Origin of the sequence: Fibrobacter sp., from assembly GCF_045112255.1 — a bacterium.
GTDB lineage: Bacteria > Fibrobacterota > Fibrobacteria > Fibrobacterales > Fibrobacteraceae > Fibrobacter.
In genome coordinates this window covers 77,493-100,381 of sequence record NZ_JBGUHR010000042.1, presented here as the reverse complement: position 1 = coordinate 100,381, position 22,889 = coordinate 77,493, and the positions used below count along the sequence as shown (strand labels likewise).

Below are 22,889 nucleotides of genomic sequence, written 5' to 3'. Positions count from 1 at the left end.
ATTCACTTTTTTTCACTTTTTTCGCTAAAAACGGGATGTATGCCGCCGCGCGACAGATTATTCACAAAATGTAAACAGAAATCTTTTTTGCCATGCGCGAGAAATGATTAGATGGGGGCATGCCCCGACCTCTTTGGCTCGGTCATGTCCATACAAGTATGACCGCGACGCTCGCCTTTTGAGGTTGTCTTCTGCCTTAGGCGTCAGGATGACGTGATGACGGGGTGACATAGGTGGAAAAATAACTGGACCCTTCACTTCGTTCAGGGTGACGGAATAAAAAAAGCCCCGGGAGTGGAGCTTCCGGGACTTTTTATACGAGATTTAACTGGATCCTTCGGGGTAAACCCCTCAGGATGACGAGAATGAATTGACCTCAGGATCACGAGACGCGATCGTTTTTCGTGTGCGATTAAATCTTCTTCACCACGAACATGTGGCCAGGGGCCTTTGCAGGGTCCAGCTTCACGTAGTTCTTGTTGCCACGCCAGACATAGCTTTCGTCGGTCACGATATCCTTCAAGAAGAAGAACGAATCGTTCTGGAGGCCAAGCTTAGCCATGTCGAGTTCAACAATACCTTCTTGCACGTGGTCCATATCCATGTTGCACACGCAGAGAATCACGTCATCGCCAGACTTCTTGGAGTAAACCATGAGCTGTTCGTTCTGAGCGTAATGGAAATCGAGGTTATCGTATTCCTGCAACGCAACATGTTCCTGACGGGCGACATTCAGACGGCGAACAAAGTCTTGAATGCCCGGACCAGACCAGTTGTGTACTTTGTACTGATACTTTTCGCTATCGGCGAGTTCTTCCTTGATCGGGCTCGGGATGTTTTCGCAGAGTTCATATCCGTTGTACATACCCGTGAGGCTCGAAAGCGTTGCGGCCAAGAAATAGCGCTGCTTAAAGGCGTTTGCACCTTTGTACGCAAGATACTTCGGGAAGATATCCGGCGTCGTCGGGAAGAAGATACCACGCATGTATTCCTTAGCGTCAGACTGCGTAAGTTCCTTCAAATACTGTTCGAATTCCCACTTTGCAGAGCGCCATGCGAAATACGTGTAACTCATGTCAAAGCCGGACTTTGCAAGGCGGTGCATCATCTTCGGGCGCGTGAAAGCTTCGGCAAGGAACACAAGTTCCGGGCGCTTTTCCTTCACGTCGGCGATGAGCCATTCCCAGAACGGGAACGGTTTGGTATGCGGGTTATCGATACGGAAAATTTCAACACCCTTGTCGGCCCAGAACAAAATAATGTTCTCGATTTCTTTCCACAGGGCCTTGTAGTTCTCGTTGTAGTAGTCGAACGGATAAATATCTTCGTACTTCTTGGGCGGGTTTTCGGCGAACTTGATGCTGCCATCCGGTTCGTGATAGAACCATTCCGGATGAGACTTCACATACGGATGGTCCGGGCTGCAGTTGAGCGCGATATCGAGCGCAAGGCGAAGTCCCTTGGCGCGAGCGGCCTTTGCAAAATGTTCGAAGTCCTTCATGGTCCCAAGTTCCGGGTCCACATCGTAATGGCCGCCGTTCTTGTTACCGACGGCATACGGGCATCCCGGTTCAAGCGGATTTCCCTTCTTGTCAACCTTGGCGTGGAGCGCATTGTTTGCGCCCTTGCGGTTCGTGACACCAATCGGGTGAATCGGAACAAGGTAAACCGTATCAAAGCCAAGCCCTGCAATGTAGTCGAGCTGCTTTTCGCAATCCTTCCACGTTGCACTCTTGTTCGGGTCCGTGCCCTGGCTCTTCGGCCACATTTCGTACCACGTACCCACGCGACTGTAGACCGGGTCCACGCGAAGCTTCATCACCGGGCTTTCAGTCGGAACGTCCTTCGGTTCCTTGGTCCATGCGCAAATCTTGTATTCGTAATAGCCGATGTTTCCGACCGTGAAGGAGCCTTCCCAAAGGTCGTTATCCACAAAGTGCATCGGAGCCTGTTCCCATTTTTTCTTGGAAACGTGGCGGTAAAAAATCGCAGCATCGTACTTTTCGTGACTGTGGCGGAAGATGTCTGCCTGGAGGGTCACGGTGTCACCGGGTTCACGCTTGAGCATGAAGCGGCCGCCCTCGATGCTCGGGCGGATATTTTCAATAACGAGATTTTCTTTTAGAGTTGGAATAGTTGCCATAATGATTAGAATTTAGCAAACTACTTAATTCTAATCAACTGCACGTCCTTGATCCAGAACGTCCGTTTCCTGCGGCCCAGATTCAAATCCAGGCGAGCAAACGGGTCCGTAACCGATGGCGAAAATTCTATTTCAAACGATTTTCCAGCCTTCGATACAAAGACATGTTCCTGGAAACCATTAGTCGTATAGCGCAAGTACGTTCCCAAGCGGGCCGTAACAGAATCCTCGACATCGGACCAGATGGTAAATACAAACTTGTACGTCGCACCAGCAACTACAGGAATATTTTCATGGAGCAGCTGGACACTAAAAGAGGTATCACCACCATTAGTCACACGAACGCTCATTACATTTGAATTCTTTTCCTGGACAATTGTCGTGTCAGCCACCCCTCGGAACTGCGTATGGAATATCCAGTCCTTACCGCCGTCCTTAAAGTCACCATTCGTAATCAAGTTCTTGTTAAAGACTTCGCTCATGCCATCCCAAATATCATCGACATAATCGCTGACCGTACGGCCTCTCGCATTTGAATATTCATAGCGCAACGCCTGGAAGCTAGGAACAAAGCGTTCGTTCAGCAGTTTCCATAGGCTTTCATTTTCCGTCTTGCTGATGTGGATAACGCCATCTTCCCCGATTTCAGCCGAGGCAAAGTCAAGCACGTCTGCAAAGCGATGCACACGGAATACAACAAACAAATTAACAGCCGAATCCTGTACGTCAATCTGCGAGAAATGGTAACGCAACGAGAACGACTGGAAGTTGGACAGTTCGTAGACAAACGGGATTTTCTTGCCGTCCTTACGGACTCGGCCACAGATCGTATTGACCCCGTGACTTTGATTCACTTCGAAGCCAACGCCAATTTCCTTAAGGAATCCGTCCCTCTTCAAGTTGATATTATCAAAGGCATCCTTAACGAATTCCCCCTCCGTAAACGAAATGGGAAGTACCGCCGCCGGATTATCCCTGTAAGGCCAGAGCCGTACGCCGCCATCATATTCATCCGTTGATACCCCCGTATAGAAACTGCTATACGAGATTATGTTCATCAACGTCAAATGGAACGTATCTATGACCACATCTTCTTCCGTCGATGCAGACTTAGCAAGCATCATCGGCTTTGCGTCAGAATAGTCAATCGAGAAATCAGCTGTGAGAGCCACGCTTTGGATTTCCGGATTTCCAATTTCAATACCAGCCGAGGCATCGGAACCAGAACATCCGACAAACAACAACGCCATAAGCGCGCAGACAGCAATTGACCTCAAGAAACGCATCATACTCCTCGTGTAAGAGGGTAAAGCTGGATGTTGATTTGCACCACCTCTTCAGCTTCTCCCGCTTTTGCAGAGAAATCTAGCAGTTCTTTGCGCATAAGTTGCAAATGTTTTTTCAAATTCGGGAAATCTTCGCGCTTAATGCTAAAAGTCAGCGCAGAAACATCCCTTTGAGCCGCCGGAAGCGCAGAAAGCATGTCCGACGAGAGCTTGAACATCTGCTGATGATACATCTTGACCATCAAATCCTGGACTTCGTCATCCGTCGTAATCAAAGGGTCGCGCTGCCGGTAGCCATTAGCAGTTTTCACCAGGAGGCCAAGTTCAACGAGAAGCTTGAGCGATTCCACCACCTGGGCAGGCGTCACAAGCCCGCCGAGACGCTTTGAAATCCAGTCGGGAACAGGCCGAAAATCCTTGAGAGCCACCATCTCAAGAATCGCAGAATGATGCCATTCACGGAAAATACGAAGCTGGGCAGAATCCATCTTGTGCAGCTTGGAGCGCGGACTCGCCTTCAATAGCTGGGCGTAATAGACCTGCTTATCCGCATCCGTCTGTGCCTGATTGAAAAAAACTAGACTTTCAAAATATGCAGCTCGCTGGCCATCCAATCCGAGACCGTGAATGAGCTTTACAACCGTGTTCTTTGTAATATTCCGCTTGCCGTCAATCGTGAGCTTGAGATGGGCATGGCTCGAAAGCCCAGCCTTTTCCGCGAAGAACCGGAGGCTGAACGCCGGAACCGTCTTCTTCTTGAACTCGTAATAATCCCGCAAAAACACACGATAGTTCGTGTACTGCAAAACATCAGGTTCAACTATGCGATTTTCTCCTGTTTCCATACAGCTATAAAATAGAAGTCTTCCACCACAAAATCAAAGAATAAAAAGCTTTTCTCGTTTACTCAGGTAACCATATTAGACGAGAGACTAGAGACTAAAGACGAGAGAACGGCAGTAAACGTCATTGCGAGGAGCGCAGCGACGCGGCAATCCATAGCTTTTTATTAAAAAGGGGGAAGAATCCCCCTGATTGCAGCCCCGGCTTACAATGTCACCCCGGCCACCGTGCCGGGGTCGCCAATCCCTATCGCGAAAAAATGCCGGGTCTTCCATCACCCCTTCTAGCGGGGGCACCCCGCAACGCCCCGTAGCCAGACGAGAGGCGACAAATGCATCGAGCGAGTGCCCGGCCAACGTCATCCTCCGCTAGGAGGATCCATACAGTTCAGAATGCGCTTGTACATTCTTTAAGCCGAGCCAAAGAGTCAGGCTTTAGCCCCATCCAGTAACTTTTTAATAGCGAATACAGGGCAAGTCCGGGGTGACAGCAAGGGGATCAGCAAAAATCTCTCGCGAGAAGCGAGAAGCGGACATGGTCTTCGAAGCGCCCATGGATACGTTCATACTCCCGGCAGACACCTTCTTCCGTAAATCCGGCACGGAGAGCAACAGCGGCGCTCTTCGGGTTGTTGACCGCCGCCGTCAGTTCAAGGCGGTTCAGCCCCATCGCAAAAGATTCGCCCGCCACGAGCAAAAGCGCTTCAGTCGCAAGACCACGGCCGCAAAAATCCTTACCAAGCCAATAGCTAACAGTCGCCGAGCGGTTTTTCCACTGCACCCAGCCAAGCATAATGCAACCCGCGATTTTCAAACCAGCAGATGCACCAGAGTCCACACTACCGCCCGCAGCCTTCTCGAAGATGCCCCAGCAGGCACCGTTTGCCATCTGCGCCTGCAAGTCCCAAGCCTCAATTTTCGCAGAAACATCTTCGGGAGTAAAGCATTCCTCGCCCGGCCACGGCAAATGCACCGACAAGAACTCACGGGATTCCTCGATCAGTTCAAACAGCGGCTGCACGTCCGCCTCGCCAAGCGGGCGCAGTAGAACGCGCTCGCCCACAACCTCTTGCAGCGAGAATCCGCAAAGTCCATCGTCTAAACAATCGCTCATTATGACCTTTCGCAAAAAACAATCTCCCAAAAGAGTACATAATTACAACGTAATTCTGAACCGTTAATGGCAAAGAATCCAGTTATATCAAGAAATTATGGATCCCCTTCGCTCCGCTTCGAGGATGACAGAAAAACCCGATAGCGAACTACCGGGTTTTTCAGTGCGGATGAAAGGACTTGAACCTTCATGCCCTTGCAGGCACTAGAACCTGAATCTAGCGTGTCTACCAATTCCACCACATCCGCGTGGTGCACCAAATTTTGAAAAAAATAGCCCTTTTGTCAAGGGGTCGCTTGAATTTGGCGGTTATTTGTGCGCAAAGCCCAAATTATTTGCGGATGGCCTCGCGGATCCAGTTCATGCGCTTGCCCTTCCAGTAGCTCCAGTCATGTTCGCCCTCCGGGTCGAACCGGAGTTCGCAGTCCACCGAAACCACCTTGCAAAAATCCGTTATCCACGGGACCGTCTGGTCAGACGGATAAAGCCTATCCTTGCCCCCCTGCAAAAAGCGGAAACGCCCCGACTGCATTTTTTTCTGAGACGCAAGCACCGCCGGCTCCCCCAGGAATTTTCCGAATGAACTCATCAGTAAACGGTCATCCACCTTCCGGCGACCTTCAACCGAATAGGCCAAGACTCCAAGAGTGCCATCCGAAATTCCCACCAGCGACACGCGCTCCACCGGAGCCTTTCGACCAGCAGCCACGGAATCAAGCGCCGCATCGACAGCGTCAATCATGTCCCTCGTCAGCCAATGGTTCTCGCGGCAGGCAGAAACGCTCACCACTATTTTTTCAGGATAAAGTTCCGCAAAATCAGCTCCGGCAACAAATCCCTTTTCGCAATTGCCACTACTCATGCCACCGTGAAACCAAACAACAACCGAAGCCCCCTCGCGAACAGCGCGCAAATCTTCATCACGCTTCGCAATCCTGGACTTACTTACTTTAGCCGCTTTCTTGGCCACAGGTTCCGGCCACCAGATTCCCGTTGCGCTTTCATTCCCGGACATTCCAACCGGGACAAAAAGAGAATCCTGCGCAGCAAGGGCCTGCCCACCCGTAATGAAAAAGGCAAACAGCAGCGCCACAAAAAAAACGGACCGGTTCATCATTCAGCACCGTTTGGCAAAGGCCGGGATTTCAATTGGCGCGGCTTATGCACTAACCCCACAAGAATCAAGGCGACCCCAGCAACAACCATAAAGGCGACAAGACACAAGCCCACAAAGCACCAGTAAAAATGGAATTCGTCCATCAAATATTCCCAGCTGAGCGCCCCCTCTGTCGAGGTCATGGACTTCACGACATACTTGTCCCCCACTTTAACCGCGCGCACTTCCATCGGGATTTCGCTTGCATTTGCAGCCGAAAAATCGTACCATTCCGCAAGTTCGTCCAGGATTTCATCGTTCGCATAAAGGACAAACGTGCACTTGGAATCCCCGTTAAGCTGGAAATAGATTTTATCAAAAAAAGGAATGTTCGAACCACCAAACAAGCTCGGAACAGCGGCATAGCTCACCTTGCCATAAAAGAAGTGCTCTTCCCACTCAGCCGCAGCGAAGCCGTATTCAAAAGAGAACTCCTTCGTAACGCTTCTCGCGAGAGGGTACATGTACCACGAAATCCAGCTCGCAAGGAAGATGAACAGCAATCCAAAATTGATAAAAGCAACTTTACGAACACGAAATACAGACATTTTAATCCTTGTTAGACTTGAATATAAAGAAGAATGTAGCAAGCAAAAGCACAAGCGACAAGAAATAGAACGCCAGCGGAACTTTCGCCGACAATGAAATTTCTTTCACGTATTCCATCTGGAAAAAGTGGAGCAGTTCATCGCTCACGCTGAGCGTTTTATCGTTATCAAACTGGTTCCAGACATTGTGCAAGTTCCGATTTTTCTCAAGCAATGACACCACACGCTTGTTGATCGACTCCGGCAACACAAGGTCATCCAGCAACACGTCATACCCTGCACGAGCAGAATCCAGCTTGCGCAAAAGCGGCAAATCGGCATCCGAGGCGTTCATCTCCAACAGGCGGTAAACACATTCCAAATCGCCATGCCATGCCGAGCGTTCCGAAAGGTAGCGCTGCAAGCACGAGACCTTCGCGAGGACGCTCGATTTGAATTGCGAAACCGACGCCGCCGGAGGCGCCGAAAAGCCCGACTGTTCAAGTTTCTGGATGCCAGCCTCAAACGAGAGCGCCACTTCGCGAAGCGTCATCATCTGCGCAAGCACCACCGCCGAATCCACTTCGTAACCGCTACGGACACGTTCCATCGAACGCATGAGGCTCGCATCGGCAAGCTGGTAATCGCAAAGCGACTTCACGTACTGGGAATAAACGGCGACCTGCGGTTTTTGCGAAACATAAAACAGCGCCGTCAAACAAATCGTAAGAACGACGACAAGCCAAATCCAGGGCGTCTGGATTTTCATGTGCAAAGTTTCTGCAATTGTTTTTTTTGTCTGTCCGTTCACACCTAGAAATTACTTTTTTTCTACTTTACGAACAATGAAACTCCGTCATTTAATCGTCTTTTTTGCCATTTTATGCTATTTCGCCGGCTGTACAGTCGAGCGGGCTGAAGAACATATCCTCGCAAGGCATGCAAACGGCGTCAAAAAGACATCCATCTGGGTCTACCCCGACGGCACCATCCTCAAGCGTAACGAATGGTACAACGACGGCATCAAGGAACTCGAGATTCCTTACGAAGACAGCCTCCCGCACGGGGAATTCAAGCGCTGGACAGGCTTTGGCGATGTCGCAATGATTGGGCGCTACAACAAAGGGAAAAAAGACGGCAAGTGGACGGTCTACTACCAGAACAAGAAAGTCGAAGCGGTCCAGTTCTATAAAGACGACCACCCTGTTGGCGACTGGGAAGGCTTTCATTTTAACGGGCTAAAATCATTCGAACAACATTACGACGACAAAGGAAAAGTCGTAGGCGTATGGAAAAAATGGCACGACAATGGCGTACTTGCCGAAGAAAACAGTTGCCATCTGAATAAACCTGAATTTACAAAAGATGGTAAATACATACCATATTCGGGATTCATCAAGCGATATGGCCGCAACTGCAAAATCCTAGAAGAATTTGAATGTCCCGACGGTCGCTTACATGGTTCATACAAAAAATACTACGAATCATACGGCCCAGCCGATTCCACCCAGAATTGTGAACAAGCACAAATCATGGAAGAAGGGATTATATGGGCCGGAGCCGACCCGTTGCCGCTAACTTTTTACAGAGCGGATGGAACCTTCATCAGAAAAATCAAGTCCGATTATATATACGGTCGTGAAAAAATCCAATGGTTCGACGAGAACAATAATGTTATCCGCGAAAGCAATTTTGTTGCAGATTCAACCGACCCGCCCCATAGTAATTCAGGCATCGCTTACGGGACGTGCGCAAGCTCATCCACGCTGTTCTGTGCAGAAACCTTATTCGTCCATTCAGAAAAACCCAATGGAACACTCGACTCTTGCACTTTAAGCCATAAAGACGATTTCAAGAAAAGCATCGGCAAGTACCCGGCAACGCTCCGCTACATTCAAAAAGGTCACGTTCTTTTGTACGAAGAATTGTGGGCCGACGACAAGCAGACCACACATGTCGATCCGCATATCCAGACAAGCCGTAGCTTCTACCCGGACAGCATGGGCGGCAGAATGGCAAGCGAAGGCTTCTGGCAAACAGACGCAGACGGGTACTCCAAGCGTCACGGCATCTGGCGCAACTGGTACCCGAGCGGTATCTTGAAAGACAGCCTCAACTACGTGAACGGGGAACGCGTCGGCGAGCAGTTCAGTTACGACAGCACCGGCAAGCTCACGATACATAAAACAGAAGCCGGCAAGAACCGGCCCGTAATCATGCATATACTAGGTAATTAGGAATTAGGAGTTATTTAATTAGGCGGCTTCGCCGCAATTATTTCAATTCCACATTCCGAATTCCGAACTCCGAATTATCTAATAACACTCGAGACTTCGATAGACTGCGTGGAACCTTTGAAGTTCCAGGAAACTTTGACTTTCACCTGTTTGGCGTAAATATGCGAAACCGTCTCGAACTGCGACGAAGATTGCGACGTGTAGTTCTGAGTCGGGGCGACAGTCACCATCGGCGAATAAGTCACCGTTGCAGAATCGCCAAGGCCACGGGCCCATTTGCGGTCGATATCGGGAACTTCAAAAGTCGTATCGGAAAGAGACTTCGACGGGATCGCCGCAATCCCTATAGACTTAAGGGAATCCAGAACCTGCTGAGCAACTTCAATTGCTCCATCGCGTCCGCGAATGCGCAACAAGGCATCGTGGTTACCGCCCTGGAGATTGAGCACAGCCATATACATAAAACCAAGGACCGCAGCTGCGACCAGGATCTCTACAATACCGAAGCCTTTCTTATTTTTCAAAAGTTTCGTCATAGTTCACCTACAATTCATCCCAATAGGCACCTGTTCTCCACATAGGGACAATCATATTCTTGTTTTTATACTTCGCAGCCACAGCGTAAACATCGTCATCGCCATACTGCATGCAGATATATCCCGTAGAAGGAACCGCAGAAAGCCCAATACGAGGCTGGAAAATGACACCATCGCCACCAGCCCAGTCAGATCCTTCAAAAACGCTAAATTCGATTTGATTGTCACAGCCAAAAACGGCAGGTGCGTCGATATAAAAAGTATCGTACGTATTTTCCGGAAGGCTACTGCAATCATCCGTTACATACACACCAAGTCCATGAGGAGATATTTTCTTAACGCAAAGAGTCTTGGACATACGATTAGCTTCATTGGCGATTCGTTCCAAAAAAGCGGTCGTATTTAAAGCGTTATCCTTCATTCGGCTATTGATTACGGCACCACGCAGGCTCACGACGCCCATAGTAGACAGAATTCCCATAATCGAAACGACGACAAGGACTTCTATCAAAGTATAGCCGTTCTTTTTAGAACCGTAATTCAACATACAAAAATCTCCAAACAGGACCGAACCAAAATTAACAATAAAAAGATGCCTTTTTCTCGTTTTGGTCTAATTTATAATATACATTAACACTACTTTAAAAGTAAACATTTGTAAACAGAAAATATTTTTTTAAGGGGAAATGTGATATTTTCCATAATAATTGGCCAAATTGCATAATTTATCCTACTTAAATTTGCTATATTCTGCTCGCACGACCTGCCCAGGTGGTGGAATGGTAGACACTGGGGACTTAAAATCCCTTGGGGGCAACTCCGTGCGGGTTCAAGTCCCGCCCCGGGCATTGTCTTTGTGCTTCAACTTCGCAGAAGGAGGTAGATCATGATTGAATTCTATCCAAACAGCATATATTATCCGCGCGAAGCGGTCGATGAAAAGCTTGCCAAGGGCGAGCTTGAAAAGACCAAACAATACTTGATGGGCTGGACGGAACGTCATCGGGACGAAATCTGGGAATGCGCCCGCGAGGATGCCGAAAATCCCTCTGACGAAATTCTGCTCGACAACCTTCGTGCACTTCTTCTTTGCAAAGGTTCTTTACAGCCGGCTGCCGAAATGGGCGCCATGATTCGCGAAATCACAAAGGAAGTCTGGTACCAGAACGAAAACGGACCAAAGGACCCGGACGTGATCGCCGTGGACTGGCAGACGAAGTACCTGACCAAGTGGCGCGAAGCCCGCATGTTCGAAGCATTCGTGCTCATCGAAAAGAATGCAAAACAGCTTATCGAAATTCTGAGAGCATAAACGCTTGCCAAAAAAACTTTTGTCATGCCCGCCATAAGCGGGCATTTTTTGCATGAAACGGAGAAGCCCTCCCCATACGCGGATCAGGGCTGGGCTTGACAGCGCAAATAGCAAAAACAAAAAAGGCGGACTTGTAACGCCCGCCTTATGCTTTTACAACTTTCTCAAATTACTTGACACGCACCTGGAGCGTCTCTACCGCGCCGCGAGTTTCGACCCGGACGATATAAACGCCCCGGTTGAGCTGTTGCAGCGAGACCTGATGTTCTCCAGCGGAGTATGCGCGGTATCGGGTCTTGAGGTTCCCCTGCACATCGAACACAAGCACTTCCATGGACGATGCCGCCGGGTTCGTCACGAACAACTGATTCTGGGAGTACACGACCTTCAAAGCCTTCGCAATTGCCGGAGCGGCGATGGAATTCTTGCCGCTGCTGGAACTAGAAGTCTTGCCGCTGCTGGAACTTGACGCCGGCTTTGCGCTAGAGCTGGATGCCTTGGCGCTGCTGGAACTAGAGGCTGGCTTTGCGCTGGAGCTGGAAGCCTTGACACTGCTGGAACTAGAAGCCGGAGCACTTGAAGAAGATGCCGGAGCAGCGATAGAAGCCGCAAGCGTTTCTGCCTTAAGGTCATTGTAATTCTCGTCGCCAAGCACCATGAAGTACACGGCATATTCACCTGCATCCGTTGCAGACGGCAACGTTTCAGAATACTTTTCCGCATCACCGATCTTGTAGACCAGCGTTCCATTCTTGGCTTCGCCCGCCGTCACAAGCGTTTGGGCCTTACCGTTATACACCAGATTTTCAACAGCGGCCGGAGCCTTGACAATCGTCGGTTTAGCCTTTGTAATTTCAAAAGGCTGTTCGAGATTCGCTTCAGGCAGCTTGTAGTTTGCATTATCCAATGCCGTTACCGCAGCAGTATACTTACCTGCATTTACCGCAGCGCCTGTCATCGTGAAGCTGCACTTGTCGCCATCCAAAACACCTTCGGCCATTGCTGCCGGAGCATGTTCGGCACCATCGTAAGTAAACGTATTCTGTTTATCCCACGTGACAGAAACTGTCTTAGGTTCAACGGTCAACTTGCCATCGACGAAATCAATTTCGTAATTGTCGGATGTCAACCCGCTCGGCGTAATGGTGTAATCACCGACTTTTTCTTTTTGTGCGTAACCGTAACTATAGCTAAGCGTACCATTCAAGGACTTTTCATTATCTTCACCGACAAAGCCACTGAATTCAACGCCTGCATTAGACGGTTCATCGCCATAGACAATCGTATTGTTCTTTGCGGTAACCGTGAGCGGAATCTTGGCTATTTCAAAAGATTGTTCAAGCCCTGTTGCAGGCAACTTGTAATTTTTGTTATTCAAGCCAGTTACCGTAGCGGTGTACTTGCCTGCATCCGTAGCAGCCCCAGCCACCGTGAAATCGCACTGGTCATTGTTCAAAAGGTCTTCTGCCGTTGCATTCGGAGCATGAGCCTTGCCGTCATAGGTAAACGAAGTTTCATCATCCCAAGCAATGGAAACGACCTTCGGTTCAACCGTTAACTTGCCAGCCACAAATTCGATTTCGTAGTTGTCAGCCGTCAGGCCGCTCGGCGTAATGGCGAATTCACCGACATCACCGTACTGCTTGTAATTGATTTCAAAAGCAAGTTCGCCTGTCAAGACATTGCTGGTTTCTTTTCCAACAAATCCGTCATAAGCAATACCTGCGCTAGCAGGTTCATCGCCATAGACAATCGTATCGTTCAAGGCCGTAACCGTGAGCGGAGCCTTTGTGATTTCGAAAGCCTGTTCGAGCCCCGTTGCCGGCAACTTGTAATTCTCGTTGCTCAAATCCGTTACTTTTGCGGTGTACTTGCCGACTTTCGTAGCAGCACCTGTCACCGTGAAAATGCATTCATCGCTATTCTCGACACCATTAGCCGTAGCCATTGGAATCTGTCCAGAGCCATTGTAAGTGAACGAAGCATCACTCCAAGCTATCGAAATCTCCTTCGGTTCAACCGTCAACTCGCCTTCGACGAAAGTGATGTTGTAGTTGTCAGAAGACAAACCGCCTGGAATAATGACGTATATGCCAACTTTATCGAATGGCGCATAATCGTAGTTAAAGACAATCGAATCATTTAAGTCATTTTCGTTATCGTCGCCCACAAAGCCGCTGTATTCGACACCTGCGTTAGACGGTTCTTCGCCATAGACAATTGCTGCATTCTTGGCCTTAATCATAAGCGGAGCCTTTGTAATTTCAAAGTCCGGTCCATCTCGATTTTCAGGCAACTTGTAATTTTTATTGGTTAAATCTATTGCCTCGGCAGAGTACTTTCCGACATTCATAACGGAGTCTATAATAATGTTGCATTCGTCATTGTTCACGAGACCTACTGCAGTCGCATTCGGAGCTTGAGCCTTACCATTGTAAGTGAACGAAGTTTCTTTATCATCCCAGGCAATAGAGATTTCCTTCGGTTCAACCGTCAATTTGCCATCAACGAATGTGAGTTCGTAGTGGTCGGCAGTCAGGCCACTCGGCGTAATGGCGTATTCACCGACTTTATCGTATTGAGCGTAATCGTAGCTAAAGACAATCGAGCCACTTAAGCTATTTTCGTTATCGCCACCCAAAAAGCCCGCATATTCGACACCTGCATTTGCAGGTTTGTCACCATAGATAATCGACTTGTTCTTTGCGGTAATGATCAAAGGAGCTTTAGTGATGTTAAATTGTTTTTTGATTTCACCGAAGTAATAGCCTCTACCGGTAATAGTCATATTTGCCGTTCCAATCGATACATTATTTGTGCATTTAGTCGTGTAATCGAGGCCGAGCTTAAGAGGCTTTTCTCCGTCAGTAATGTTAATTTCGGGGCAAATTTTGTTGCTCGTATAAGGTTGGTCTTCAATAGCAACTGCAATGTCAGGGCTTGCCAAACTCTTCGTCATCGACACTGTCAAATAAACACCACCGCCTTTGCTGACATAGCAACATTCATCGGAAACAAAGTGGAGTAGCATTTGATTGGAGCTACCAACAGCTGTGACTGTTTTTGTCTGAGAACCTGAGTTGCCGCCCGTATTTTTGAAACGTCCGAGGCGCTTTGCACTAGTGCTGTTGCCATCATAAATATCCAGATAGTCCCCATCTTCTTTAGTGTAGTAAAGTTTGACATATCCATCCACACTCATCTTATAGTCCTCGGGAGCTGTCAACAACAGTTTACCATCATCACGGGTAAAATAGAAACCCTCCTTTCCACTATTGTCGTAAACTTTGAATGAAATCGTGCCATTAGGAATGTTGAATTCACGCTGGCCTGTCTTAGGCATATTGACAAAAAAGTCAGTCTTGGGCATAAATAATGCGTTCACTGCCGCATCCGACGTACGCATCTTGAATGAGAAGCCGCTAGAGGACGCATAATAAACGGCATCGCCCCATAGGCCGTCTTCTTTAGGCTTTGTCACGACAATTTCTCCGTCTGCATCGGTAGCAATGACGTCACTCAACACATAGCCTTCGTCAGGAATTGCGGTCACGTTGACCTTTCCGCCACTCTTGACCTGAGTATTGTCAAACATTACTTTGCCGTGCTCTAATTTTTTGTCGCTGCTTACACTGTAAATACTAGGGGCAATGACTTCCACTTTTAGGTCGAGACCGTACTTATGATAAAAATCTGTTCTCGAAATATCGGCTGCCTTAAGGCGGACATAAGCTGTATTGCCTTCACCAACAACAGGATAAAGAGTCTCCTCTTTCTGCTGATTGCTATATGCTAATTTTTCTCCGTAACTTTTAGGAGGGTCATTATAGATTGCATAGTAAGACTCACTAGAGCTATTATCCGCCATAAAGCTTTTTCCCGAAAATTTCATCGCTTTACCCGAAGGTGCCGTTATTGCCAGGGTGCCATCGCTCAATGGTTGAAAATCACCATCCTTGCCGCCGTCGTCGTAGAGTTTAAATGAAGTAATATTGTCGGGAATGACCATGTTCTTTGTGCCAGAATGCGGCATATTGACATAGAGGCCTCCTTCATCTGAATTCAGCTTGTTGGTGAATACAGCAGCGACGGTTACATTTTGGGTAGGCATCTTAAATGTCACTGTCTTACTGGTAGTTTCGCTCCAGTCGGTGTACCAGTTACAATCAGTAACGTTGACAGTTTCACCGTCAGCTTTTACAACCCTTAGCTCGTTGAGCATGTAACCTTCGTCGGGCGTAACAGTCAGAGTTATGTTGTCGTTTGCTTTTGCCTGTCTCAAATTCGCCGTTACTTGACCGCCGGTAAATCTGTCAGGTAGATTTACGTTGTATTTGCGGTCGGCTGGCACAAGTGTCACCGAAAGGTCTAAATCTGAATAGCCATACGTCTCTTGATAATGAATTGCTAAGTTTTTTCCCGTGCTAGTAATGGTGGGAATTATAGCCACTGGGCTAGGTAGGTAATCATAAATTAGCTCCGAATTCTTTAAAAGTATTGTTCCGCTCGCCTCATCGTTGTCATAAACAGTCAAATACCCTTCATATATTAATGAACGATCAATCAAATCGTTTTTCGACGTCCTATCCGCAGCCAGGGCTTTACCAGACAATTGAATAAGATAGTTCGAATTGTCAGGAATGTTGATAACGAGGACACCATCCCATTCTTTAGCAAGAACATGATTCTTGCCACCAGCCTCATAGACCTTGAAGGATGTCAAGCCGTCTTTGATTTCCGATTCTGTAATCTTCAGCGTCATTTTACGTTTTTCGGGTATAGTTACATACCTCTCGCTGCCGTCTTGCGTCAGTTCAGCCGTGTTAACCCACATTATGAATGACTGTGAACCGAAATAGGGGCTCTTACCCTTAATCGTCAGCATAAGTTTGCCTTTTTCCATAGCTCCAGTCGCATCCACGCTATACCCGACGGTCTCAGTATAGTGAGTTCCTTTTATCAATTTGTTACCGTTGTAATCGTAAACGTCATAATTGATATACTTTATCGCTCCATTCGAGAGAATGCTATAGCCTTGCATTTGAAGGTTCGCTAACGCAATCGAGTTGTTGTCCAGCTCAACCGGAATAATTTTCTGATTTCGCCTTTTTGCAAGTTCATCCGCTAAGACTAAGTCTGTACTTCCTGCGTAATAGAAACGCGAATCTCCCTCAATGCTGATATCACCCCTGTAATTATTTGCATTGATGAAATCTGTACTTTCAGTCCACGACAATGAAATAGTTCCTGCGGTTCCCTCTCTTGTTGAACCATCACGGCCTGGACCTATTCCGTTACCACCTAAACTTGCTGCAGTGACTTGGCCTCCACTGATGGTAATCGATCCACCTTTGCCCTTTCCACTTTCGTTAATGGTACCGCCGCCAATCGCCGCAGCGCCATATGTTCCCGCTGTTGCTTTAACAACGCCACCAGTAATGGTTATCGTACCAGCATTGCCATTAAAACCACCTCCAATACCGGCACCTTTGCAACCTTTACTTCCAGAATCAGATATAGCATTGACCGTACCACCACGGATAGTGATGTTACCACCGGAGCCCAGTTCCGCACCACCTATTGCCGCCCCGAAATAATAGCTTAGTGTACCAGTGTTAATCGCTGTTATATTACCCCCTAATATTGTAATCGAACCTGCATTGGCAATGCCATTGCCTTTACTTCCACCAAGTGGAGAATTTTCGTTGCTGCTGCCAGATCTCGTATTAAGGTTTCCCTCGCCTGTTATTGTAAGGCTGTGTCCATCATGAACGCCAATGCCATTTTGTGCATCAAGTGTTGTTTGTGCGCCAAGGTTCAATGTAACAGAACCTCTAATATAGATTCGCCTACTGAACGTAACAGTACCGTTGCCAATAATATTGACAGAGCAGTTCTCCCATGTTGTTTCTTTATTGATGGTTTGCCCCATAGCTTCGATGTTGATCACATCTTCCGCCAACGAGGTTGCTGCCATAAGCAGGGTAAAGATGAGCACAAGCCCCAAACGGAGCGAACATAATGAATGAATTAGATGACTGGTCATAGTATTTTAGCACCGTATTTGTTGAATATATTTTTACAAAGTACAATGCTAAAAAAAACAAGTAAACTATCCCATAACCCAAATGGGTTATATTTTTCTAATACTTTTGTAAGAAGGGATTAGTTTGCGTGGAATCGGATAGGGATCCAGATCTCGAGCTTGCCCTGCTTGCTCGGCGGGAGACGCCAGAAGTATTCGACGTGCTTGAGAAGCTTCACCTTGAACACATCGTTATCGGAATTCGTAAACATGATTTGCGGATCCATAAAACGTCCAAGGCTATCGAGTGTGAGGTGCAGCCCGAGGAACACGTCGTCATCGGACTTAAAGAACTTGTGCCCTTTGCGGGTCACACAGATTTTCTTGAAATACTCCGAAGAGAGGTAATGCAGGCCAGCGGCACGCCCTTCCAAAAACATCGCAAGCTTGTTCAGGTCACGACCTGCGGTATTTTCAATCACGTAAATTTCGTCAATCGAGGGCATTTCCACGCGGCCGGTAAACGCTTCTTCAGGAACTTCCTCTTCTTCCTCGACATCCACGATAGGTTCGTACTGCGGAATGCTGTAGACAAAATACAGCACAGCCACAAAGACAAGCGCAAATGCAAGCAATGGAGCGTTCCGTTTCAGCATAGCACTACTCGATGGACTTGATGCAGAGCTGCACCGTCTTGGTGTTGTTATAGTAATTCCAAATCGGCTCAAACACGACCGTCACCGGGCGGGAGCGCCCGAGCAAAGCCTTGCTCTTGCGGAGTCCAAAGGCGATAGCCGGGAAAACAGCACTCCCCGCCTGCGAAATTTCCATCTGCAGGTGTCCGCCGCGAAGTTCACGCACACGATGCACGGTTACGTTCTCGGCGCGGAATGCGGGGTACGGGAAGTTTCCGCCAAACGGTTCAAGCAAGTCGATGTACTCGAGAATCGAACGTTCACGGATCGGGTAACGCCCTGTCGGTACGCGCGTTTCCACGGTCAGTTCGCGGAGCGCGATCTTGATGTCGTACGGGTACGATTCATCGATGTTGATGACCTCGCCGGTATAGCCCTGATCTTTAGCAGACTGCAAAAGGCGCCCGCGGAGTTCTTCAATTTTGCCCGCTTCAAGCGAGAAACCCGCCGCATTTGCATGGCCGCCCCAGCGGTCAAAAAGTTCACGGCTGTCAAAAAGAGCCTTGTGCCAGTTGAATCCAGGAACTGCACGGGCGCTCGCATGTGCCATGCCGTTGATAATCGACAGCACGGCCGAAGGCCTGTGGAATTCCTGGGCAAGCTTTGCCGCGACAATGCCAATCACGCCCACGTGCCAGTTTTCGCCGGCAACTACAATGACGGTCGGGATGGTGTCGCCGTAAAGCGCTTGAACTTGCTCCATCGCCATCTTGGTGATTTCTGCTTCTTTGTCCTTGCGGCGCTTATTCCATTCTTTCAGTTCTTCAAGAAGCTTGCCCGCCTCGCCTTTGTTTTCGCACAAAAGAAGTTTAAGTGCCGGGTCCGGGCGTTCCATGCGGCCAGGAGCGTTGAGGAGCGGCGCAAGCTTATACATCACATCAATGCCGCCCACACAGCTATGGGGCTTCATGAGGGAAGAGTACATTTCTTGTACGCCAGGCCAGCGGCTGCTCTTGAGGCTTTCGAGTCCGGTACGCGTGAAATAGCGGTTTTCAGGCGTCATCTGCACCAGGTCCGCAAGCGTTCCGAGTGCGACCAAGTCCAGATATTCCACCGGAGCCTTTATGCCCAGGCGGCTGAACAAGGCACAAATAAACTTGTACGAAACGCCGACGCCGCAAAGTTCCGGATTCGGGTAATTGTCGCCATCCTGGTGCGGGTCCAGAAGCACATCACTCACCGGGAGTCCATCGCCCGACGGCTGATGATGGTCCATGACCATGACCGCCATGCCGAGTTCCTTGGCATGCGCAATTTCCAAATTCGCGGTAATGCCCGTATCGACGGTAATCAAGTTGCGCGCCCCCGCCTCATACATTTCATCGACGGCAGAAACCGAGAGACCGTAGCCATCGCCAAAGCGGTTCGGGAGTCGCCATTCAGATTCAATGCCCACAGTCTTTAGGCAGCGGGTCAAAAGCGTCACGGACGTCATGCCGTCCAGGTCGTAGTCGCCAAAAATGAACACGCGCTCGCCACGTTCGCGAACCGCGAGTATCCATTCCACAGCCTTGTCCATCCCCATCATGAGGAAGGGGTCATGCACGTCGCTCTCGTTAGAGCACAGCATGTGGTACGCATCAGAAACGGTCTTGATGCCGCGCGAGACCAAGAACCTCGCGACCGCATGCGGAATCTTTAGCGTAGAGGACAAAGTTGAGGCGACAAGATCTTCCATTACTTGTAGCCTTCAAAAAGTTTTAGCGAGAGGTTCTGGAGGCAGGTCACTGCCGCCATTCGCCTGGAGGCGATTCTCGACATAGTTTCTTGTACGCTCACGAGGGCCGCTTCGAGGGCAGAAGCCCCCACTTGCGGATAGCGTTCGAGATTCACGCTGCCGGTTGCTTCCGGGATGCGTAGCGGAGCGCCCGATTCACGGCGTAACAAGTCCGTGATCAAGAACGAGAGCACTTCCAAGAATCGGTTTACGATGGCCGGGTCTTCAAGTCCGGAATCTTCGAGCTTAAAGAACAGGTCCGTGTAGTCCTGCGAAAGCGACTTCTCGATAAAATCGACCGCGAGAGGGCACCAATTCTTGGCATGTTCGGCATAGTAAAGCGCCATGCCTGGCGACCCTACAGCAAGCCCGATCACATCGTCGGTCAGTGTCGATTCGTCAAATTCTTCGCCACCCACGCGGATAGCCTCCTGACGGACTTCTTCATCCGTGAGGGGTGGCAGGTGGAGCGCTAGGCAGCGTGAACGGATCGTCTGCAAGAGTTTTTCGCGAGACGAAGTCGTCAAAATGAAGTACGTGTTCGGCGGGACTTCTTCAAGAGTCTTGAGGAACGCGTTTGCCGCAGAATCGTTCATGCGGTCGGCCTCGGCGATAATCACCACGCGAACACGGTCGCCCTTCATCGCAAAGGAGGCTGTCATCGTACGGATGAGTTCTACCGAAATCACGGCGCCCGCGCTGAAAATATCCACGCGGTACGGGTTCTTTGCGATTTCTTCGATGTAAGCCTGTTTAAAATCCTGGATGGTCTTTGCAGAACTCCCGGCAGAGACGTCAGCCGCATTGCGGGCGCTAGCCTCTTTCGCTTCCATCGGCACGACCCAGTTGTCGGTCACGCCAGTATCGGCTGCCATTTTGCAACCGAAGCAATTACCGCACGGGCGAACGCTCGGGTTTGTGCACTGGAGCGCCTGGGCAATTTCCATCGCGAGCGCCTTTTTGCCAATGCCCACAGGACCGTCGATAAGAATCGACTGCGGGAAGCGGTTCTCACGCAACGCCGCCATAAGACGAATGCGGATTCGTTCCTGGGAGGCGGGGCCATTTAAGCGATATTCTATCATCTCTGTTTCAACCATTGCAACGGGTCCACGGTCTGTGTCCCTTCGCTTACTTGGAAATACAATTTAATACCATTTAACGAAGCTATATCGCCCACTTCTCCAATTTCTTCGCATTTCTTGACACTTTTGCCCTCTTGGACGTGGATTGCCTTCATGTGACCGTACACCGTGTACGTTCCGTCTTCGTGTTCAATGATCACGGAGGGGCCGCGGCCGTCAATTTCAGCGACCATCGCTACGGTTCCGGCGGCGGCGGCACGGATGCGACCACCGCGCTTTCCACGGATTTCCACACCGAGGTTACGCGTCATGATGTGGAGCACAGGGTGTTCCTGCAAGCCATACTCGCTGATAACCGGGCCGTCGAGCGGCATGCACTTCGGGCCTTTGAAATGCGGCACTGGAGTCTGCTTTTGGGCGGTTTCAGCCTCACGCTTCTTTTCGGCTTCGCGCTTCTTGTCTGCCGCTTGGCGTTTTTTCTCGGCTTCGCGTTCCTTCTTCTTGAGAGCGGCGAGGCGGGCGGCCTCGGCGCGCTTCGCTTCTTCGATTTCTCGCTTGCGACGCTGCTCAAGTTTCTTGAGGAGCGCAAGCATGGTCTTCTGGTTGCGTTCGAATTCCTTGAGCGCCATGCGCTGCACGGCCTTGTCATGTTTGAGGGAATTCAGCATGCGGGCCTGACCGTTCATCTGCGCTACAAGACCGCGTTCTTCGACCGCCTTGCGGGAGCGGAGCCTCGAAAGCTCGGCCAAATGCTTTTCTTGCATCTGCTGTTTTTGCGTCCGTTCGGCCACGAGCCTGCGAAGCGTTTCCACGTCTTCGCGGTCGCGGTTCAGCAAGTGGTGCACCCAGTAAACTTCGCGTTCCGGGTTCCCGTTCTTGGTCAAAAGTTCAAAGAGAATTTCGGCATCGCTGCTACGGCCGTGTACATACAAATTACGTATACGCTTTCTCATGGCGCGCTTGCGGGCCTTGATTTTCGAGTCAAGAGAATCAATATCCATCACAAGTTGCTTAACCGCCCCCTGCAACAGATCCTCATTGCGGGTCAGTTCCGAAAGGTAAGACCTTGTGCGGTTCAAATTCTGGTCCAAAAGCGAAATCGTGTTCAAGACGCCCTTTTCTTCAGTTTCAAGGACGGCAAGTTCTTCGCGCTTTTTCGCCAAGTCCACCTCAAGCTTCTTGAGGGCGTTCTTCTGCTCATCAATCTGCGCGTCGGTCTTTTTCGGGGCCGCATAAGACGAAACGGCTGAACCCGCCACCACGGCAAAGATGAAAAACAAAAGCGGAATGATCCGGCAAACAAGACGCATTATTCCTGCTCACCCTTCTTTTCGAACAAGAAACTGCGCACCGTGCGGAAACTAAAGTAGCCCGCAAGCATCGTTTCCAATAGCACCGTAAATAGCGCTACGATCCCAAAGTAGGCAACGCCACTAGCCACAATCGGGAACATCTGCACAAGCGAACGGATGACAAGCCCAAGCAACAAGATAGCAATGCCACTCCCTAAAAACCCTTGCATTGCCCCTTCGAGCACAAACGGAAATTCAATGAACAGGTAACTGCCACCCGCATACTTCATGTTCTCAACCAAAAGCTTGCGGGACATGAGCGAAAGCCTCACCGAATTGCAAATGATGAGCGAGAGCGTAATGAGCAAAAGGATACTGATGCAAATCGGCCAGAAAATCATCTTGAACTTCCACGACGCAATCCGCGAAGCCCATTTCAACGGAGCCTGCACTTCTTCAAAGTACGCTTCCTCGGCGATCGTGTTACGCACTTCGGAAAGGTCAGCCGGGTTGCGCGCCTCTTCGCTCAGAGACACACGGAAAAAAGCGGGAATCGGATTCCCTTCGACAAGTTCCAGCATATCCGACGAAAAATGGTTGCTAAAATCAGCAAGCGCAGAATCCGCACTCACAAACGAGACGGACTCCACATGGCGCGTATGCTCAAGCCGCGTCTGGATAACCGCAATGGAATCTTCGGGAACGTCCTCTTTCAAGAACGCCTCAATCACATACAGCGATTTTTCGGCCGAGAGGAGCTTAAACGAGACGCCGAGCGCCGTAAATGAGGCCGCAAGTAAAAGCGAGCACAGGAAAATCGTCAAGAGAGACGGGAGAATCACCGTGCGATGCTGCTTCCATCCTCTAAAAGATTCCGATATTAAGTAACCTAATTGTCCGAACACGCCTCGAATATAATTAA

17 protein-coding genes and 2 tRNA genes are annotated in these 22,889 nt (G+C 49.4%); 3 read left to right on the top strand and 16 right to left on the bottom strand.

All coding sequences use genetic code 11. The features are described 5' to 3' along the window. Window positions 1-412 precede the first annotated feature (412 nt). The 8 genes from ACJMM9_RS05620 to ACJMM9_RS05585 form a co-directional block, all read right to left on the bottom strand. Window positions 413-2,143: a maltotransferase domain-containing protein gene (locus ACJMM9_RS05620; RefSeq protein WP_405324587.1), complete on the bottom strand. Its 1,731-nt coding sequence runs from the start codon at window positions 2,141-2,143 to the stop codon at window positions 413-415. A 20-nt stretch (window positions 2,144-2,163) separates the two neighbouring features. Further along, complete coding sequence (locus tag ACJMM9_RS05615; protein ID WP_405324585.1) at window positions 2,164-3,432, bottom strand: carbohydrate binding domain-containing protein; 1,269 nt, start codon at window positions 3,430-3,432, stop codon at window positions 2,164-2,166. Beyond that, complete coding sequence (locus tag ACJMM9_RS05610) at window positions 3,429-4,274, bottom strand: TIGR02147 family protein (protein WP_405324583.1); 846 nt, start codon at window positions 4,272-4,274, stop codon at window positions 3,429-3,431. Before ACJMM9_RS05610 ends, ACJMM9_RS05615 begins: the two co-directional genes overlap by 4 nt. Before the next feature lie 496 nt (window positions 4,275-4,770). After that, window positions 4,771-5,385, bottom strand: a complete 615-nt coding sequence (locus ACJMM9_RS05605; protein WP_405324581.1) for a GNAT family N-acetyltransferase — start codon at window positions 5,383-5,385, stop codon at window positions 4,771-4,773. 164 nt (window positions 5,386-5,549) lie between these two features. After that, window positions 5,550-5,633, bottom strand: a tRNA-Leu gene (locus ACJMM9_RS05600). 83 nt (window positions 5,634-5,716) lie between these two features. After that, complete coding sequence (locus ACJMM9_RS05595; RefSeq protein WP_405324579.1) at window positions 5,717-6,502, bottom strand: hypothetical protein; 786 nt, start codon at window positions 6,500-6,502, stop codon at window positions 5,717-5,719. Beyond that, window positions 6,499-7,089: a hypothetical protein gene (locus tag ACJMM9_RS05590; RefSeq protein ID WP_405324577.1), complete on the bottom strand. Its 591-nt coding sequence runs from the start codon at window positions 7,087-7,089 to the stop codon at window positions 6,499-6,501. Before ACJMM9_RS05590 ends, ACJMM9_RS05595 begins: the two co-directional genes overlap by 4 nt. A 1-nt stretch (window position 7,090) precedes the next feature. Further along, a complete protein-coding gene (locus ACJMM9_RS05585; protein ID WP_405324575.1) occupies window positions 7,091-7,837 on the bottom strand; it encodes a hypothetical protein in 747 nt (248 codons plus the stop codon). Between the two features lie 76 nt (window positions 7,838-7,913). Here ACJMM9_RS05585 and ACJMM9_RS05580 point away from each other — a divergent pair, with 76 nt between their 5' ends. Further along, window positions 7,914-9,305: a toxin-antitoxin system YwqK family antitoxin gene (locus tag ACJMM9_RS05580; RefSeq protein WP_405324573.1), complete on the top strand. Its 1,392-nt coding sequence runs from the start codon at window positions 7,914-7,916 to the stop codon at window positions 9,303-9,305. Between the two features lie 74 nt (window positions 9,306-9,379). Here ACJMM9_RS05580 and ACJMM9_RS05575 read toward each other — a convergent pair whose 3' ends face one another. Both ACJMM9_RS05575 and ACJMM9_RS05570 read right to left on the bottom strand, forming a co-directional pair. After that, window positions 9,380-9,841, bottom strand: a complete 462-nt coding sequence (locus ACJMM9_RS05575) for a type II secretion system protein (RefSeq protein WP_405324571.1) — start codon at window positions 9,839-9,841, stop codon at window positions 9,380-9,382. A 7-nt stretch (window positions 9,842-9,848) separates the two neighbouring features. Next, entirely contained in the window at window positions 9,849-10,388 is a 540-nt protein-coding gene (locus ACJMM9_RS05570) for a Tfp pilus assembly protein FimT/FimU (RefSeq protein ID WP_405324569.1), read from the bottom strand. Window positions 10,389-10,606: 218 nt separating this feature from the next. On the opposite strand from ACJMM9_RS05570, the gene ACJMM9_RS05565 reads away from it, so the two are divergent. Next, window positions 10,607-10,689, top strand: a tRNA-Leu gene (locus ACJMM9_RS05565). A 38-nt stretch (window positions 10,690-10,727) separates the two neighbouring features. After that, entirely contained in the window at window positions 10,728-11,153 is a 426-nt protein-coding gene (locus ACJMM9_RS05560; RefSeq protein ID WP_088641410.1) for a hypothetical protein, read from the top strand. 169 nt (window positions 11,154-11,322) lie between these two features. Here the strand turns inward: ACJMM9_RS05560 and ACJMM9_RS05555 are convergent, their stop codons facing one another. From ACJMM9_RS05555 to ACJMM9_RS05530, 6 genes are all read right to left on the bottom strand, one after another. Next, on the bottom strand, window positions 11,323-17,199 hold the full coding sequence (locus ACJMM9_RS05555; protein ID WP_405324567.1) for an MBG domain-containing protein: 5,877 nt from the start codon (window positions 17,197-17,199) through the stop codon (window positions 11,323-11,325). A 119-nt stretch (window positions 17,200-17,318) separates the two neighbouring features. Next, complete coding sequence (locus ACJMM9_RS05550) at window positions 17,319-17,834, bottom strand: hypothetical protein (protein ID WP_405324566.1); 516 nt, start codon at window positions 17,832-17,834, stop codon at window positions 17,319-17,321. Window positions 17,835-17,838: 4 nt separating this feature from the next. After that, window positions 17,839-19,551 carry a single-stranded-DNA-specific exonuclease RecJ gene (gene recJ / locus ACJMM9_RS05545; protein WP_405324564.1) on the bottom strand — a complete coding sequence of 571 codons (1,713 nt, stop codon included), beginning with the start codon at window positions 19,549-19,551 and terminating at the stop codon, window positions 17,839-17,841. Next, a complete protein-coding gene (locus ACJMM9_RS05540; protein ID WP_405324563.1) occupies window positions 19,551-20,690 on the bottom strand; it encodes an ATP-binding protein in 1,140 nt (379 codons plus the stop codon). The genes recJ and ACJMM9_RS05540 overlap by 1 nt, the downstream gene beginning before the upstream one ends. After that, window positions 20,672-21,985: a murein hydrolase activator EnvC family protein gene (locus tag ACJMM9_RS05535; protein WP_405324562.1), complete on the bottom strand. Its 1,314-nt coding sequence runs from the start codon at window positions 21,983-21,985 to the stop codon at window positions 20,672-20,674. Before ACJMM9_RS05535 ends, ACJMM9_RS05540 begins: the two co-directional genes overlap by 19 nt. Continuing rightward, window positions 21,985-22,872, bottom strand: coding sequence for a cell division protein FtsX (locus ACJMM9_RS05530; protein ID WP_405324561.1), 888 nt, complete (start codon window positions 22,870-22,872; stop codon window positions 21,985-21,987). The genes ACJMM9_RS05535 and ACJMM9_RS05530 overlap by 1 nt, the downstream gene beginning before the upstream one ends. Between the last annotated feature and the right edge of the window lie 17 nt (window positions 22,873-22,889).

Excerpts from the sequence above, each read along its gene's own strand:
- ACJMM9_RS05540 (WP_405324563.1), bottom strand. The coding sequence starts at position 20,690 with ATGGTTGAAACAGAGATGATAGAATATCGCTTAAATGGCCCCGCCTCC.
- ACJMM9_RS05550 (WP_405324566.1), bottom strand. The coding sequence starts at position 17,834 with ATGCTGAAACGGAACGCTCCATTGCTTGCATTTGCGCTTGTCTTTGTG.
- ACJMM9_RS05605 (WP_405324581.1), bottom strand. The coding sequence starts at position 5,385 with ATGAGCGATTGTTTAGACGATGGACTTTGCGGATTCTCGCTGCAAGAG.
- ACJMM9_RS05535 (WP_405324562.1), bottom strand. The coding sequence starts at position 21,985 with ATGCGTCTTGTTTGCCGGATCATTCCGCTTTTGTTTTTCATCTTTGCC.
- ACJMM9_RS05620 (WP_405324587.1), bottom strand. The coding sequence starts at position 2,143 with ATGGCAACTATTCCAACTCTAAAAGAAAATCTCGTTATTGAAAATATC.
- ACJMM9_RS05570 (WP_405324569.1), bottom strand. The coding sequence starts at position 10,388 with ATGTTGAATTACGGTTCTAAAAAGAACGGCTATACTTTGATAGAAGTC.
- ACJMM9_RS05590 (WP_405324577.1), bottom strand. The coding sequence starts at position 7,089 with ATGTCTGTATTTCGTGTTCGTAAAGTTGCTTTTATCAATTTTGGATTG.
- recJ (WP_405324564.1), bottom strand. The coding sequence starts at position 19,551 with ATGGAAGATCTTGTCGCCTCAACTTTGTCCTCTACGCTAAAGATTCCG.
- ACJMM9_RS05595 (WP_405324579.1), bottom strand. The coding sequence starts at position 6,502 with ATGATGAACCGGTCCGTTTTTTTTGTGGCGCTGCTGTTTGCCTTTTTC.
- ACJMM9_RS05560 (WP_088641410.1), top strand. The coding sequence starts at position 10,728 with ATGATTGAATTCTATCCAAACAGCATATATTATCCGCGCGAAGCGGTC.
- ACJMM9_RS05615 (WP_405324585.1), bottom strand. The coding sequence starts at position 3,432 with ATGATGCGTTTCTTGAGGTCAATTGCTGTCTGCGCGCTTATGGCGTTG.
- ACJMM9_RS05585 (WP_405324575.1), bottom strand. The coding sequence starts at position 7,837 with ATGAAAATCCAGACGCCCTGGATTTGGCTTGTCGTCGTTCTTACGATT.
- ACJMM9_RS05555 (WP_405324567.1), bottom strand. The coding sequence starts at position 17,199 with ATGACCAGTCATCTAATTCATTCATTATGTTCGCTCCGTTTGGGGCTT.
- ACJMM9_RS05610 (WP_405324583.1), bottom strand. The coding sequence starts at position 4,274 with ATGGAAACAGGAGAAAATCGCATAGTTGAACCTGATGTTTTGCAGTAC.
- ACJMM9_RS05580 (WP_405324573.1), top strand. The coding sequence starts at position 7,914 with ATGAAACTCCGTCATTTAATCGTCTTTTTTGCCATTTTATGCTATTTC.
- ACJMM9_RS05575 (WP_405324571.1), bottom strand. The coding sequence starts at position 9,841 with ATGACGAAACTTTTGAAAAATAAGAAAGGCTTCGGTATTGTAGAGATC.